Origin of the sequence: Stenotrophomonas sp. PS02300 (assembly GCF_029959395.1) — a bacterium.
Classification (GTDB): domain Bacteria; phylum Pseudomonadota; class Gammaproteobacteria; order Xanthomonadales; family Xanthomonadaceae; genus Stenotrophomonas; species Stenotrophomonas maltophilia_AD.
Genome location: NZ_JASCOP010000112.1, coordinates 1 through 13,716, shown reverse-complemented (window position 1 = coordinate 13,716; position 13,716 = coordinate 1). Strand labels below are relative to the sequence as shown.

Here is a 13,716-nt window from a genome sequence, read left to right as displayed (position 1 = left end):
GCGCCCGACCGTGGGTCGGGCGACAACACGGCGCAATGGAACGTTCGTCACCATGAATGAACTCACCGTCGACTCTGCCTCTCCTGCGCTACGCGCTGGTGGCGTCATTGCTTACCCCACCGAAGCGGTCTGGGGCCTGGGCTGCGACCCGGCCAACGAAGCGGCGGTGCTGAAGCTGCTGAAGCTCAAGCAGCGGCCGGTCGAGAAGGGCATGATCCTGGTCGCGGCCGACCTGGCCCAGCTGGAAGGCTGGGTCCGTGTCGACGCGCTGCCTGCCGAGCGCAAGGCCGAGGTGCTGGCCAGCTGGCCCGGCGCCCACACCTGGATCCTGCCCGCCGGGCCTCGCGCGCCGCGCTGGATCACGGGGGAACACACGGGCATCGCCGTTCGGATCAGCGCCCACCCGCTGGTGGTGGCGCTGTGCCGTGCGTGGGGCGGGCCGCTGGTGTCCACCAGCGCCAACCTGGCCGGCCAGCCGCCGGCGCGCAGCCGCGCCGGACTGGACCCGGACCTGCTGCGCGACCTGGATGGCCTGGTTGACGGCGCCACCGGTGGCCTGGACCAGCCCACGCCGATCCGCGACGCCCTCACCGGCCAGGTGCTGCGTACCTGAGCCGCATGGCGTTCTTTGCGCCTGCACAGGCAAGGCCGCACACTGCGGCCATGCGCCCACACCCTGCCCTCCCAATGTATCTGTTGCTGCTGTGCAGTGCCCCGCTGGCGGCGCAGGACAGCAGCGTGCGTGTCTACCGCTGCGTCGGCAGCAACGGGGCGGTATCGCTGCAGGACGCCCCGTGCCGCGACGGCCGCCAGGAAGTGCGCGAGATGCAGCGCCCACGCGATCCGGCGCCGCGCGTGGTGCGCAGCGACCGTGCGCCCGCCACGCCGGCGCCGGCAGCGCCCGAACGCGAGGTGCGCTATGTGCAGGTGCAGCCGCCGCAGCCGATGTACGAATGCATCCGCGACGATGGCAGCCGCTATACCAGCGAAACCAGCGAGGGCAATCCGCGCTGGGTACCGGTGTGGACCAGCGCCTGGATTCCCGGACGCCGGCCCGGCGGCATCCATCCCGGCCCTGGTCCCGGGCCGGGACCGGGCCCGGGACCCCGTCCGCTGCCCCCGATCGCGCCGATGGGCAGCGGCTCGGTCACCTCCAGTGGCGGCTCGCTGACGGTCTCCGGCGGCGGCTCACGGGTCGGCGGCAGTCTTTCGGTCGGCAGCGGCAGTACCCAGTGGCACAGCGAAGGGTCGGCCTATCCGGGTACGTACCAGGACGTGGTGGTTCCAGCCGGCAACGTGCTGGTGCGCGATCAGTGCCACCCGTTGCCCGCCAGCGAAGTCTGCTCGATCCTGCGCGACCGCCGCTGGGAGCTGGTGCGGCGCTACAACAGCGCGTTGCAGGGCGAGCGCGACGCGATCAGCCGCGAGCAACGCGGCGTGGATGCGCGCCTTGACCGGGATTGCCGATAGGGCGCGGCAACCGGTGCGTTGTATCCTGCGCCGATGAAACCGTATTGGCTCCTGTTGCTGTGCGTGGCGTCGTCGGCGATGGCCGATGAGCCGATCGTGTTCCGCTGTACCGATGCCGACGACAACGTGACCGTGCAGGGCAAGCCCTGCCCGGCCGGCAGCCACCAGGTGATCCAGCGCATGAACGCCGCGCCGTCGCGCGCGGAGGTGTCCGTGTCGACCCAGCCTACGCCCGCGGCGCCTGCCGCGCCGGCGGTCGCGCCGTTGTCTCCGGCACCGATGCCGCCGCAGGTACCCGGCAAGGCGCAGCCGATGGAGCGCATGATTTCAGAGGCGTACGAAGTACCCCGGGGCACCGCGATCCTGGACAGCGCCAACCTGCCCAAGCCCGGCGACGAGCTGCCCGGCGACGGCCCCGCGAAACCGCCGCTGCCGCCGATCTACCAGTGCCAGGGCCAGGACGGCGGGCGCTACCTGCACGAGCTTGAGCCGGCGCCACCGACCTGCGTGCTGCTGTCGGTCACCGCGCTGGGCGGCAACACACCGGTCAACGCCGCCAGCTGCGAAGTGATCCGCGACACCTGCGAACCGCTGCCGGAGGACCAGCGTTGCAACGCATGGCAGCAGCGTTTCCGCGATGCACGCGGGCGCGAGCGCTTCGCCTCACCCGGCACTGCCGCCGCAGCCGCGGCCGAGCGCCAACGGCTCGAAAGCGTGCTGTCGGAAAGCAACTGCGCAGTTCCCCGGTAGGTACCGACCGTTGGTCGGTACGCCTCAGAACCCGTAGCGCAGGAATCCGCCATCCACGGCAATGCATTCGCCGGTGACGTAGCTGGCAGCGGGCAGGCACAGGAACCCGACGGCGGCAGCCACTTCCTCAGGCTCGCCGATGCGCCGCATCGGGGTGCGGTCGATCACCTGTTCGTAGTAATCCGGGTCCGCCAGCGGGCCGGAGGTGCGGCGAGTGCGGATGTACCACGGCGCCACCGCGTTGACGCGGATGCCGTCTTCGGCCCACTCCACCGCCAGGTTCCGGGTCATCTGGTGCATCGCCGCCTTGGTCATGCCGTACACCGCACCGCTGCGCACATGGGTGAGCCCGGAGACACTGCCGACATTGACGATGGCCGAGGCCGCGTGGCGTGCCAGCAGCGGGTGCGCGTAACGCGACAGCTCGAACGCCGAAAACAGGTTCGTCTCGAAGATGCCGCGCCACTCGTCTTCGGTGTATTCGGTGGCCGGCTTGGTGATGTTGCCGCCGGCATTGTTGATCAGCAGGTGCAGGCCGTCGCTGTGATCTTCCACCCAATCCAGGATCTCGCGGCGATCCTCGTCGTCGGAGACGTCGGCGGACAGGCCGTGGATCTCACGGTCGGGATAGGTATCGGCCAGCTCGTCGCGGGCCATCTCCAACGCGTCGGCATCGCGGCCGACAATGAGCAGGTCCGCACCAAACCCGAGCAGTTCGCGCGCGATCGCCAGGCCGATACCGGCACTGGCACCGGTGATCAATGCGGTCTGTCCATCCAGTCGCCAACGATGCGCACTCACCTGCTTCTCCTGCCTTGGGGCACTGCAGGATAGCCCGCATGCCGGTGCGGCGCACCCCATCACACACGGGCTGGCACAGCGGTGAGACACTGCGCTTCCCTGGGTTCGCGCGCGAGGTTGCCATGTTGATCCGTATCGCCCTTCCGCTGGCCGGCCTGCTCGCCCTGAGCGGCTGCAACCGCCCGGTGCCACCGGACCCGGACAAGCGACCGGAGCCCCAGGCCACCGCACTGCGCGACGCCATGCAGCAGCCGCTGGACAAGGCCAAGGCCGCGCGCGAAACGCTGGAAGAAGCACCCGACACCAGCGCCGCCGACGAGGTCGAAGCGGGCCGGTAATTCGCACCCACCTGTCTTGATCACCGCATCAGAAAACCCGGCCAAGGCCGGGTTTTCTGCTTTTCGCATCTACGCGGTCAGCGATCTCCTGCGCGACATTCCTGAAAGCGACCGGACCACGCCGGGCGTAATCAAGAGGCTTCAACACGACGTCGCAGCCGTCGAGGACGCGCTCATGAAACCAACGTTCCCATCCACACCTTCACAACCATCATACCCGTTACGGGTATACTTGGCGCAACGCACGTGACGCGCGCTCTGAAGCGCAAAGACTTCGCGCGATGGCAGCTTCGTGAAAAGCTGACGGATGCAGCGTTGTGCAGGGCGATCCATGAAATGGAACGCGGACTTTTCGACGCGGACCTGGGCCGATGCCTCTACAAGAAACGTGTGGCACGGCCAGGCGGGGGGAATATCGCACCCTGCTCTCAGCCCGAACTGGCAACCGTTATGTCTTTCTGCACGGATTTGCCAAGAGCGACAAGGCGAACATCACGCAGGAAGAAAGGGAAGCGCTTCAGATCGCTGGAAAAGCCTTCCTTGATCTAACCCCGGCCGCGCTGGAAAAAGCACTTCAGCTCGGCGTTCTATTGGAGATACGTTGTGAGCAAGCTAGTCGAATCCTTGCGTGATGATCTTGCCGCGCTCTACGAAGCGGGTGCGATCGACAAAGTGACCATGCGCGAGTTCGATGCCGTCTGCCCACCGCGCGTTAGGGACTTCAGCGCCACTGACATCAAACGCCTGCGGGAAGGCTTGAAGTTCAGCCAGCCCATCTTCGCCCTTCACCTGCATACGTCCGCGTCGACCATCCGCAAGTGGGAGCAAGGCGAGACCCATCCCACGGGTCCCGCGCTCAAGCTTCTCAACATCATTGCCGACAAGGGACTGCAGGCGATTCTTTGAGCCGGCCAGCGATGGAAACGAAAAAACCCGGCCTTGGCCGGGTTTTTTCGTTGCCGCATGCGGATATCAGAAGCCGCAGAAGCAGTAGGCCAGCGCCTTCACCGGGGCGCTGCCGCGCGGGTCGCGGGCGGCGTCTTCGACGAAGCGCAGCTGGGTGTCCACTTCCGGCATCGAACGGGCCAGCATCATCCGCGCCACGCCCGATTCGCCCAGCATCCAGGCACCGGCATGGCTGCCGGCGAAGCCGCTGAGGAACTGCGCGAACGGGGTGGCCGGCTTTTCGATGTAGCGCACGCGCACCTTGTCCGGGCCGCCCAGCTTGGCGCGGTTGGAGGCGTCTGCAATGGCCGCCTTCAGGCCACCGAAGGCATCGACCAGGCCGCGTTCCTTGGCCTGCGCACCGCTCCACACGCGACCGCGAGCGACTTCGTCCACCGCTTCCACCGGCTTGCTGCGTGCATCGGCCACCTTGCCGGTGAAATCGGCGTAACCCTTGTTGATCACCGACTGGATCACCTGGCCCACGGCCGGGTCCATCGGGCGGGTGATGTCGAACGCACCGGCGAAGCGGGTGGTACCCACGCCATCGGTGTGCACGCCGATCTTGTCCAGCGAACGCGACAGGTTCGGGATCATGCCGAAGATGCCGATCGAACCGGTGATCGTCGACGGATCGGCATAGATGCGGTCGGCATTCATGCTGATCCAGTAGCCGCCCGATGCCGCCAGGTCGCCCATCGACACCACCACCGGCTTGCCGGCCGCCTTCAGCGCCACCACTTCACGGCGGATCTGCTCGGAAGCGAACACTTCGCCACCGGGCGAATCCACGCGCAGCACCACGGCCTTCACGTTGTCGTCGTCGCGCGCTTCGCGCAGCAGCGCCGAGGTCGACTCACCGCCCACGCGGCCGGCCGGCAGGTCGCCACCGGCGATCTCGCCGGAGGCCACCACCACCGCCACCTGCGGACGCGAATCCACCGGCGAACGGCGGGTGTCGAGCTGGGTGAGGTACTCATCGAGGTTGATGCTGCGGAAACCACCGTCGGCGTCTTCATCGGCCACGCCACGGTCGGCCAGCAGGTCCTCGACTTCCTCGCGGGTCTTCAAGCCATCCACCAGCTTCTGCTGCAGGGCGAACTTGGCCAGGTCGCCACCGGCGGCGGCAATGCCTTCGGGCATGGTGTCGATGCCGGCGGCCAGCTGCGCGGCGTCCAGCTTGCGCGCCGTGGCGATGTCGGCCAGGTAGCGCTGCCACACGTCGTTCATCCAGAACAGGTCGGCTTCCTTGGCCTGCGGCGACGCCGCGTCGAGCACGTACGGTTCGGCGGCTGACTTGTATTCGCCCACCTTGAACAGGTGCACGTCCACGCCCAGCTTGTCCTGCAGGCCGGTGCGGAAGTACTGGCGGTAACGGCCGAGGCCTTCCAGCACCACCCCGCCCATCGGGTCGAGGTAGATCTCCTTGGCCTGCGCGGCCAGCAGGTATTGCCACTGGCTCATGTTGTCGCTGTACGCCACGATGTCCTTGCCCGACGCGCGCAGTTCCTGCAGCGAGGCGGCTACTTCACGCATCGAGGCGAAACCGCTCGGCTGCAGCTTGTCCAGCTGCAGCACCACGCGTTCGATCTTCTTGTCCTCACGCGCGGCATCCAGCGCACGCACCAGGTCGCGCAGCTGCACTTCCTCGGCGCTGTTGTCGCCAATGGCCTTGGCGAGCGCACGGCTGACCGGATCGGCACTGAACTGTTCGACCAGGCGGCCTTCCGGCGCGATCACCAGCGTGGTGCGGTCCTGCAGGGTGCGGCCACTGCTGGCGCCCTTGCCCATCGCGAAGACGAACAGGACCAGGATCAGCAGCAACAGGCCGAAGAACAGCAGGTTGAGGATCAGCCTGCGGGTAAAGTTCATCACATCCCACAGCCCGATGAAGAAGCTGGCGACGGGATTGCGACGCACGGGTTGGTTCATGGGGAAAACTCCAGTTGGCTTCTTGCCGTGGTACCAGCATAGCCCGTGCCGGACAGCCCGGCATCGGACACAAGTAAGGGGGCCGTCAGGCCGGCAGGTTCAGGTCATTGCCGACACGGCGACTGCTCACGCGCAGCCGCCACGCCATCAGGATCGCCGCCGCGGTCAGGCCCAGGATCAGGCCCAGCCACATGCCCTGCGGGCCCATGCCCAGGCCCAGGCCAAGCCCGGCGCCGAGCGGCATGCCCAGCCCCCAGTACGAGAACATGGCGATGAACATCGGCACGCGGGTGTCCTTCAGGCCGCGCAGCGCACCCGCCGACAGCACCTGGATGCCATCCGGGAACTGGAACGCGGCCGCATACAGCAGCAGGGTGGAGGCCAGCGCGGCCACGCCCATGTCGGCGGTGTACACCCCGACGATGGCGTCGTGCCCGAACAGCAGCACCAACGCCGACATCGTCTGGGTACCCAGGATGATCAGCAGGCCGGCGATGGCCGCGCGGCGCACGCCCAGCCCATTGCCGCTGCCCACCGCATGGCCCACGCGCACGGTGGTGGCTTCGGCCACGCCCATCGGGATCATGAAGCACAGCTGGGCCACGTTGATGGCGATCTGGTGCGAGGCCGCCTCGGTGGCGCCCAGGCGGCCGATCAGCAGGGCGGTGACGATGAACAGCCCGCCTTCCATCAGCACCGTGATGCCTATCGGCAGGCCGGTGCGCAGCAGGTCCCAGATCGCCGCCCAGCGCGGCAGCTCCAGGTGCGAGAACAGTTCCAGGTGGGCGAACCGCCTGGTCTTCCAGAGGTAGCCGGCAAAGCACAGCGCCTGGATCCACATCATGGTGGCCGAGGCGATGCCCAGCCCTTCGGCGCCCATTTCCGGGAAGCCCAGCTTGCCGTAACACAGCACGTAGCCCAGCGGCGCCAGCACCAGCAGGCCGCCGAAGCCGAGCAGCATGGTCGGCAGCGTCCAGTGCATGCCTTCGCTGAGGTAGCGCATGCAGAAGTACAGGGTCAGCGCCGGGCCACCCCAGCGCACCGCGTGCAGGAACGCGGTCGCGCCCGGCACGATGTCCGGGGCGATGCCGAAGGCAGGCAGAAGCGGCGGCACCACCGTGAGGAAGGTGAACATGATCAGGCCCAGGCCCAACGCCAGCCACAGCGCCTGGCGGAACAGCGGGCCGATATCGCGCTCGCGGCCAGCGCCGTGCAGCTGCGACACCGAGGCGGTGAGCGAGATCAACGTGCCGATCGGGATCAGCATCGGCAGCCACAGCAGGGCGGTGCCGATGGTGACCGCCGCCAGCGTCTGGGTACCGTGGTGCCCGGCGATGACGTTGTCGACGAAGGAAATCAGGCCAGTGGAGATGTGGCCAAGGACCAGCGGCAGCGCAAGCAGGCCGGTGGCGCGCACTTCCCGGGAGAGGCGCGGCGTGGAGGTAGCGATGGACATGGGATCACAGACGGCAACTACGGCAGCGCGCGGAGGGCACAGGCACCGGGTTGCGGCCGGTCATCTTACGCTCAACGCACCAGGTTTTCCTTCAACCAGGCATCGCGCGCGGCCGGCGCCAGCCCCAGGAACTGGTCGCGCACCTGGTCGCGCTCCTGCGGCGGGGTGCGCTGGGCAATCAGGGTGAGCTGGGCCAGCTGGCCTTCGTTGAGCTGGCGCAGCGCGGCCAGTGCCGGCTCGCGCTGGTCGGCGGGCAGGTAGCCGAACAGGCCCTGCAGCTTGGGGAAATGCTGGCCCAGCTGCGGGCCCAGCAGCCAGCCATCGCGGAAGCGCTGGTCCTGTTCGTCGAAGCGGGCCCGCAGCGCCTGCTGCTGGGCGGCCGGCATCGCGGCGATGCGGCCGGCCGCCTCGCGGATGCGGGCGCGTTCGGATGCGGGCAGTGCCTGCCATTGCGCATAGCGGCTGCGCAGTTCGCGCAGCTGGGCCGGATCCAGCGCGCCCGGTGTGGCGGGAATGGCGGGTGTCGTGACCGGCACAGGCGTAGCGGCCGGCAGGGGCAGCGGCTGTGGCGCGGCATGTGCACCGGCGGCCAGGCCCACGGCGAGCAGCAGGATGGACTTATTCATCAGCGGCAGCCGTCTCCAGGCCGGCGGTGGCAGGTTCGGGGCGGCTGGGCTGCGGCTGCGATTCGTCCACCGGGACCGGGCCACCCGCCGCGGCCCACGCATACAGGTCGGCGTCGCGGGCGAGCATCAGGTCCGGGTCGGCCAGCATGGCCGCGTCGCTGGCGGCGTGGGCTGGATCGGCCGGTGCCGTTACCGGCAGGTCTTCGGCCGCCAGCGGCTCGACCCGCACCGGGTCGCTGATGGACACCGCGCCGTCGGGCACGCTGGCCTCCGGGGCGAGCGCCGGGCTGCGGTGCTTCCACCACGCCGCACCGCCCAGCAACACGGCGGTGGTGACCAGCAGGATCAGCAGGCCACGCCACAGGGGCCGGCGATTGTGACGGCGGGCCGCCGTGCGCCGGGGCGCCGCATCGGCCGGTGCGGGCGCGCGCCAGGAGGCTGGCCCCTTGCCCGGCGCGGGGGCCGGTGCGGGCTGGTGCAGCTGCTGCAGCCGGCTGGCCGGCAACTCGCGCAGGCGCTGCTGCACCTGTTCGGCCAGGGCACGCCAGCCTGCCGCATCGGGGTGGCCCTGCGCATCGCGCGGGCAGGCCTGCGCCAGCGCCTGCTGGTAGTCGGCCACCGGCATGTCCAGGATCTGCGCGGCGGCCGCCTCGTCCAGCCCGCCGCCTACCCGCAGCAGCAGCGCCAGGCGTGCCGGCGGGGCCAGGCTGGGCAGGTGCGCCAGGCCGGGGGCCCACTGGCCGCCGGGCGCCGGCATGCGGATCGGGGTGCGGTGGGCGAGCAGGATCCAGAACCGGTCCGGCCACTGCGCCATCGGCACATCGCTGGCGATGCCGGCGAAGGCGCGCATCACCGCCACCAGGGCCTGCTCGGCGACGGTCGAGTCGCCGCACTGCAGTTCGGCAACCACCAGGGCGCGGCGTTCGACGCCTCGCAGGAATGCGGACAGCGCACCCGCTGCAGTAGAGGAAACAGGGGCGTTCACAGCCGTCATAGCAACTCCATCAAGTGCCGAAATGATAGCGAGTGCGCCCGCGCAGGGGGATGCCGATACAGGCCATGTGCGACGACCGCAGTGCTGCAGAACGCTTGACAGCGGCGCAGGTTGTGCACAGCACCAACAAAATCGGCAGAAAACCGGCAGGTGAAGCCGGCGTCACCCATGTGTCAGCTGTGTTTCACAGCCATCTTATTGATTTATATGCATTTTGTTGTGTGGCTATTTTTTGACCAACCCAAGCTTGACTGCGGAACTCCCTGACAAACAGCTCGGAGTTCGACACCAGCACACAGACTTATCCACAGAAGATGTGGATAAGACCGAATCTCCAATAGCCACGGATATTTAGCTCCTATTTAGGTTCCACGACGCCAGCCGGCGCTCGGTTTCGAGCGCTGAACAGGGCCGGTCCCGGCCGCTACACTGGCGCGATGCTGCCCCCCGATCCAGCCCCCCTGCTGACCCTGGAAAGCGCTCCGGCGCCCCTGCCGGATGCTCCCTCCCTCCAGGTCGCCCTGCCGCTGCCGTTGCCGCAGTGGTTCGACTACGCCCCGCCGCCGGGCGCGCCACCTGGGCCCGGCATGGTCGGGCGACGCCTGCGGGTGCCGTTCGGCTCGCGCGAGCTGGTGGGTGTGGTGGCCGGGATCGGCACGGTGGCCGACGGCAACGCGCTGCGTGCTGCCGTGGAATGGCTGGACCCGGCGCCGCTGCTGGGCGGCGAGCTGTGGACCTCGCTGCAGTGGCTGGCACGCTATACCCATGCGCCGCTGGGCGAGGTGGTCAGCACCGCCCTGCCCGCGCCGCTGCGTCGCGGTGAGCCGGTACCCGACACCCATCGCTGGGGCTGGCAGCTCACGGCGGAAGGGATCGAACAACGCACCAAGCTGCGCGCCGGCACCCGTCCGCACCGCCTGGCCGAACAGCTGGCCGGCGGCAGCGTGGACGAGGACCTGCTGGACGAGGCGATGGACGACTGGCGCAGCGCGGCGCGCTCGCTGGCCAAGCGCGGCCTGGTAGAGCGCATCGCGCTGGAACACACCCCGGCGCCGCCGGCCCTCCGGCCGGGCCCGACCCCGAATGCGGAGCAGGCCAATGCCATCGCCGCGATCACCGCCCACGCACGGTTCGGCGCGTTCCTGCTCGACGGGGTGACTGGCAGCGGCAAGACCGAGGTGTACCTGCAGGCCATCGTGGACTGCCTGGCCCGCGGCCGCCAGGCGCTGGTGCTGGTGCCCGAGATCGGGCTGACCCCGCAGACGCTGGCGCGCTTCCGCAGCCGCCTGGGCATCGCGGTGCATGTGCTGCATTCGGGCTTGAACGACAACGAGCGCGCGCGGGTATGGGCCGCCGCCGCGCGCGGCGAGGCACAGGTGATCGTGGGCACGCGTTCGGCGGTGTTCACCCCGTTGCCCAACGCCGGGCTGATCGTGGTGGATGAAGAGCACGACGGCAGCTACAAGCAGCAGGACGGCATTCGCTACCACGCGCGCGATTTCGCGCTGGTGCGGGCCAAGGCGCTGGACGTGCCGGTGGTGCTGGGCAGCGCCACGCCGTCGCTGGAATCGCTGCACAACGCCCACGCCGGCCGCTACACCCACCTGCGCCTGAAGCAGCGCGCGGGCGAGGCGCGCCCGCCGCGGGTGCGGGTGCTGGATGTGCGCAAGCGCCCGCTGAAAGACGGCTTGTCGGCCGAAGTGATGGAAGGCATCGGCCAGCACCTGGCGGCCGGCCACCAGGTGCTGGTGTTCAAGAACCGCCGCGGTTACGCGCCGGTGCTGCTGTGCCACGACTGCGGCTGGACCGCGCCCTGCAAACGCTGCGATGCGCCGATGACGGTGCACGCCGGCGGGCGGCGCCTGCAGTGCCACCACTGCGGCGCGCGCCAACCGGCCCCGCTGGCCTGCCCCGACTGCGCCAGCCTGGCGCTGCAGCCACAGGGCATCGGCACCGAGCGCCTTGAAGAACACCTGGTGGAAGCCTTCGCCGATTTCCCGGTGATCCGCATTGATCGCGGTACGACCAATCGCCGCGACGCACTGGAAACCCAGCTGGCCACGCTGGGTGACCGTGCCGGCATCCTGGTCGGCACGCAGATCCTGGCCAAGGGCCACGACCTGCCGAAGCTGACCCTGGTCGTGGTGGTGGGCATCGACGAGGGCCTGTTCTCCGCCGATTTCCGCGCCAGCGAGAAACTGGCGCAGCAGCTGATCCAGGTGGCCGGCCGCGCGGGGCGCGCCACCGATGCCGGCGAAGTCTGGCTGCAGACCCACCACCCCGGGCACCCGTTGCTGGAAACGCTGGTCAACGGCGGCTACCACGCCTTCGCCGACGCCGAGCTGCAGCAGCGTGAAGCGGCCGGCTTCCCGCCGTTCGCGCATCTGGCGCTGATGCGCGCCGAGGCGCAGCAGGTGGAGCACGCCAACGCCATGCTGATGGCGGTGCGCGAGCTGATCGCGCACGAGTGCCCGGTGGAACGCTTCGGCCCGATGCCGGCACCGATGCCGCGCCGCGCCGGTTACCAGCGCACGCAGCTGCTGCTTTCAGCACCCTCGCGGCGGCCGCTGCATGGGCTGCTGGATCAGATCATGACCCAGGTGTATGGCCTGCCTCAGGCACGCAAGGTGCGCTGGTCGTTGGACGTCGATCCCACCGACCTGTATTGAAAGCGTGCGGACCCACGGTCCGCACCTGCCGTTACATCAGGTCAACGGCGTCATGACCGCTTTGACGTACGCCGGGCGCTGCTGCAGGCGCTGGTACCACGCTTCCAGGTGCGGCAACGACGGCCGCTGGATCGGCAGCTCGAACCACGCATAGACCAGCGCGCCCAGCGGAATGTCGCCCATCGCGAACTGATCGCCCGACAGCCACGGTTGCTGCGCCAAGGTGGCATCCGCCATACCCAGCAGCTCGCCGGCACGGGTGATCGCGGCATTGATGCGGGCCTCGTCGCGGTCGGCCGGGGCGGTGCGCATGATCCCCCAGATCAGATCGGTGTACAGCGGCGCCATGCGCGAGGTGCTCCAGTCCATCCACTTCTCGGCCTGGGCGCGCGCCATCGCATCTTCGGGGTACAGCGTGCCGAGCGCGTAGCGCGCGCTCAGGTAACGCACGATGGTGTTGGATTCCCACAGCGGCAGGCCGTGGTCTTCGATCACCGGCACCAGGCCGTTGGGGTTCATGCCCACGTATTCCGGCGACTGGGTGCCACCGAAGGGGCCGCCCACTTCGATGGACTCGTACGGCAGGCCGATTTCCTCCGCGCACCACAGCACTTTGCGCACGTTGCTGGAATTGCGGCGGCCCCAGATCTTCAGCATGTTCGTATTCCCGGTTGTCGATATGCGCCGATACGATACGCCGATCAACGCACCGGTGTTACCGCGCCTTCTTCGGAAGTGCGCGCACGTAGGTGGATTTTCCGTCCTTCTTCATTTCAAACAGGCCGGTGGCCGCGAGCAGTTCACTGAGCTTGTTGTAGCCGTAATTGCGCGAATCAAACGAGGCCTGGTTGCCGATCTGGCTGCCCACCGGGCCCAGGTGCGACCAGCCGTCTTCGGCTTCAGCAGACGTCACTGCACGACGCAGCATCTGTACCAGCCGGGTATCGCTGCGCAGCTCGGGGCCGGTCTTGCGCGGACGGGTTTCCTCGGCGCCCTGTTCCACTTCCGCGTCCACCGCGTGGCTCTGGCCCAGCGCTTCCAGGTAGGTGAACTTGGAACAGGCGTTGACGAACGGCTCCGGTGTTTTCTTCTCGCCGAACCCATACACCTTGACCCCGTCGGTCAGCAGGCGCATCACCAGCGGGGTGAAGTCGGCGTCGCTGGACACGATCGCAAACCCGTCGAGGTTGCGCGCGTACAGCATGTCCATCGCATCGATCACCATCGCCATGTCCGAGGCGTTCTTGCCCCGGCTGTAGGCGAACTGCTGGATGGGCCGGATCGCGTACTCGTGCAGCACGCCCTCCCAGCCCTTCAGGCGTGGACTCTTCCAGTTGCCATAGGCGCGGCGCACGTTGGCCACGCCGTAGCGCGCCACTTCGGCCAGCACCACATCGATCTTCGAAGACGGCGCGTTGTCGGCATCGATCAGCAGGGCGATGCGCTTTTCCGGTTCGGTCATCTCAACCTCCAGGCAAGGAACGGATCGGCCGCCGGCAGGCGCGACGGCTGCTGAACCCAGTATCTGCCATCCACGTGAATATCGCGCGTCACGTGCGAACATGCAGTGCTTCGCTTCGACCCCCGACAAGGAGTCATTGCATGACCCGCGATTCCCTGCCCCACCTGGTCATCATCGGTGGCGGCTTCGCCGGCCTCTGGGCCACCCGCGCGCGGGGCCGCGCGCGCCGCCGCGGCCCCCGGGGTGGCCGGCGCCCCCCCCACCAGTTCCCGC

Annotated in this window: 14 protein-coding genes and 1 pseudogene; 8 read left to right on the top strand and 7 right to left on the bottom strand. The window is 68.6% G+C overall.

The genetic code is table 11. The features are described from left to right. Positions 1-52 precede the first annotated feature (52 nt). From QMX79_RS16570 to QMX79_RS16560, 3 genes are all read left to right on the top strand, one after another. Positions 53-613: a Sua5/YciO/YrdC/YwlC family protein gene (locus QMX79_RS16570; RefSeq protein ID WP_282247710.1), complete on the top strand. Its 561-nt coding sequence runs from the start codon at positions 53-55 to the stop codon at positions 611-613. Between the two features lie 74 nt (positions 614-687). Beyond that, positions 688-1,470: a DUF4124 domain-containing protein gene (locus QMX79_RS16565; protein WP_282247709.1), complete on the top strand. Its 783-nt coding sequence runs from the start codon at positions 688-690 to the stop codon at positions 1,468-1,470. 33 nt (positions 1,471-1,503) lie between these two features. Beyond that, positions 1,504-2,220, top strand: coding sequence for a DUF4124 domain-containing protein (locus QMX79_RS16560; RefSeq protein ID WP_282247708.1), 717 nt, complete (start codon positions 1,504-1,506; stop codon positions 2,218-2,220). A gap of 24 nt (positions 2,221-2,244) precedes the next feature. Here QMX79_RS16560 and QMX79_RS16555 read toward each other — a convergent pair whose 3' ends face one another. After that, positions 2,245-3,021 carry an SDR family oxidoreductase gene (locus tag QMX79_RS16555; protein ID WP_282247707.1) on the bottom strand — a complete coding sequence of 259 codons (777 nt, stop codon included), beginning with the start codon at positions 3,019-3,021 and terminating at the stop codon, positions 2,245-2,247. A 122-nt stretch (positions 3,022-3,143) separates the two neighbouring features. On the opposite strand from QMX79_RS16555, the gene QMX79_RS16550 reads away from it, so the two are divergent. The 3 genes and pseudogenes from QMX79_RS16550 (at position 3,144) to QMX79_RS16540 (ending at position 4,265) form a co-directional block, all read left to right on the top strand. Then, positions 3,144-3,359, top strand: a complete 216-nt coding sequence (locus QMX79_RS16550) for a hypothetical protein (protein WP_282247706.1) — start codon at positions 3,144-3,146, stop codon at positions 3,357-3,359. A 246-nt stretch (positions 3,360-3,605) separates the two neighbouring features. Continuing rightward, positions 3,606-3,991 (top strand): annotated as a pseudogene (locus QMX79_RS16545) (type II toxin-antitoxin system RelE/ParE family toxin). Beyond that, positions 3,963-4,265 carry a DNA-binding transcriptional regulator gene (locus tag QMX79_RS16540; RefSeq protein ID WP_282247705.1) on the top strand — a complete coding sequence of 101 codons (303 nt, stop codon included), beginning with the start codon at positions 3,963-3,965 and terminating at the stop codon, positions 4,263-4,265. Before QMX79_RS16545 ends, QMX79_RS16540 begins: the two are co-directional and overlap by 29 nt. Before the next feature lie 66 nt (positions 4,266-4,331). Here the strand turns inward: QMX79_RS16540 and sppA are convergent, their stop codons facing one another. From sppA to QMX79_RS16520, 4 genes are all read right to left on the bottom strand, one after another. After that, complete coding sequence (gene sppA, locus QMX79_RS16535; protein ID WP_282247704.1) at positions 4,332-6,236, bottom strand: signal peptide peptidase SppA; 1,905 nt, start codon at positions 6,234-6,236, stop codon at positions 4,332-4,334. A gap of 85 nt (positions 6,237-6,321) precedes the next feature. After that, positions 6,322-7,692 (bottom strand): MATE family efflux transporter, encoded by a 1,371-nt coding sequence (locus QMX79_RS16530; RefSeq protein ID WP_282247703.1) that lies wholly within the window; start codon positions 7,690-7,692, stop codon positions 6,322-6,324. Between the two features lie 71 nt (positions 7,693-7,763). Then, complete coding sequence (locus tag QMX79_RS16525; protein WP_282247702.1) at positions 7,764-8,318, bottom strand: DUF3106 domain-containing protein; 555 nt, start codon at positions 8,316-8,318, stop codon at positions 7,764-7,766. Further along, entirely contained in the window at positions 8,311-9,312 is a 1,002-nt protein-coding gene (locus QMX79_RS16520) for a hypothetical protein (protein WP_282247701.1), read from the bottom strand. The genes QMX79_RS16525 and QMX79_RS16520 overlap by 8 nt, the downstream gene beginning before the upstream one ends. Before the next feature lie 65 nt (positions 9,313-9,377). Here QMX79_RS16520 and QMX79_RS16515 point away from each other — a divergent pair, with 65 nt between their 5' ends. Then, entirely contained in the window at positions 9,378-9,548 is a 171-nt protein-coding gene (locus QMX79_RS16515) for a hypothetical protein (RefSeq protein ID WP_282247700.1), read from the top strand. A 201-nt stretch (positions 9,549-9,749) separates the two neighbouring features. Next, positions 9,750-11,981: a primosomal protein N' gene (locus QMX79_RS16510; protein WP_282247699.1), complete on the top strand. Its 2,232-nt coding sequence runs from the start codon at positions 9,750-9,752 to the stop codon at positions 11,979-11,981. Between the two features lie 36 nt (positions 11,982-12,017). Here QMX79_RS16510 and QMX79_RS16505 read toward each other — a convergent pair whose 3' ends face one another. Both QMX79_RS16505 and QMX79_RS16500 read right to left on the bottom strand, forming a co-directional pair. Further along, entirely contained in the window at positions 12,018-12,638 is a 621-nt protein-coding gene (locus QMX79_RS16505) for a glutathione S-transferase (RefSeq protein WP_282247698.1), read from the bottom strand. 58 nt (positions 12,639-12,696) lie between these two features. After that, complete coding sequence (locus QMX79_RS16500) at positions 12,697-13,443, bottom strand: NYN domain-containing protein (protein WP_282247697.1); 747 nt, start codon at positions 13,441-13,443, stop codon at positions 12,697-12,699. Between the last annotated feature and the right edge of the window lie 273 nt (positions 13,444-13,716).

Bases quoted from the DNA above. Each gene is read 5' to 3' on its own strand.
- QMX79_RS16525 (WP_282247702.1), bottom strand. From the start codon at position 8,318: ATGAATAAGTCCATCCTGCTGCTCGCCGTGGGCCTGGCCGCCGGTGCA.
- QMX79_RS16560 (WP_282247708.1), top strand. From the start codon at position 1,504: ATGAAACCGTATTGGCTCCTGTTGCTGTGCGTGGCGTCGTCGGCGATG.
- QMX79_RS16515 (WP_282247700.1), top strand. From the start codon at position 9,378: ATGTGCGACGACCGCAGTGCTGCAGAACGCTTGACAGCGGCGCAGGTT.
- QMX79_RS16570 (WP_282247710.1), top strand. From the start codon at position 53: ATGAATGAACTCACCGTCGACTCTGCCTCTCCTGCGCTACGCGCTGGT.
- sppA (WP_282247704.1), bottom strand. From the start codon at position 6,236: ATGAACCAACCCGTGCGTCGCAATCCCGTCGCCAGCTTCTTCATCGGG.
- QMX79_RS16550 (WP_282247706.1), top strand. From the start codon at position 3,144: ATGTTGATCCGTATCGCCCTTCCGCTGGCCGGCCTGCTCGCCCTGAGC.
- QMX79_RS16500 (WP_282247697.1), bottom strand. From the start codon at position 13,443: ATGACCGAACCGGAAAAGCGCATCGCCCTGCTGATCGATGCCGACAAC.
- QMX79_RS16505 (WP_282247698.1), bottom strand. From the start codon at position 12,638: ATGCTGAAGATCTGGGGCCGCCGCAATTCCAGCAACGTGCGCAAAGTG.
- QMX79_RS16510 (WP_282247699.1), top strand. From the start codon at position 9,750: ATGCTGCCCCCCGATCCAGCCCCCCTGCTGACCCTGGAAAGCGCTCCG.
- QMX79_RS16520 (WP_282247701.1), bottom strand. From the start codon at position 9,312: ATGACGGCTGTGAACGCCCCTGTTTCCTCTACTGCAGCGGGTGCGCTG.
- QMX79_RS16530 (WP_282247703.1), bottom strand. From the start codon at position 7,692: ATGTCCATCGCTACCTCCACGCCGCGCCTCTCCCGGGAAGTGCGCGCC.
- QMX79_RS16565 (WP_282247709.1), top strand. From the start codon at position 688: ATGTATCTGTTGCTGCTGTGCAGTGCCCCGCTGGCGGCGCAGGACAGC.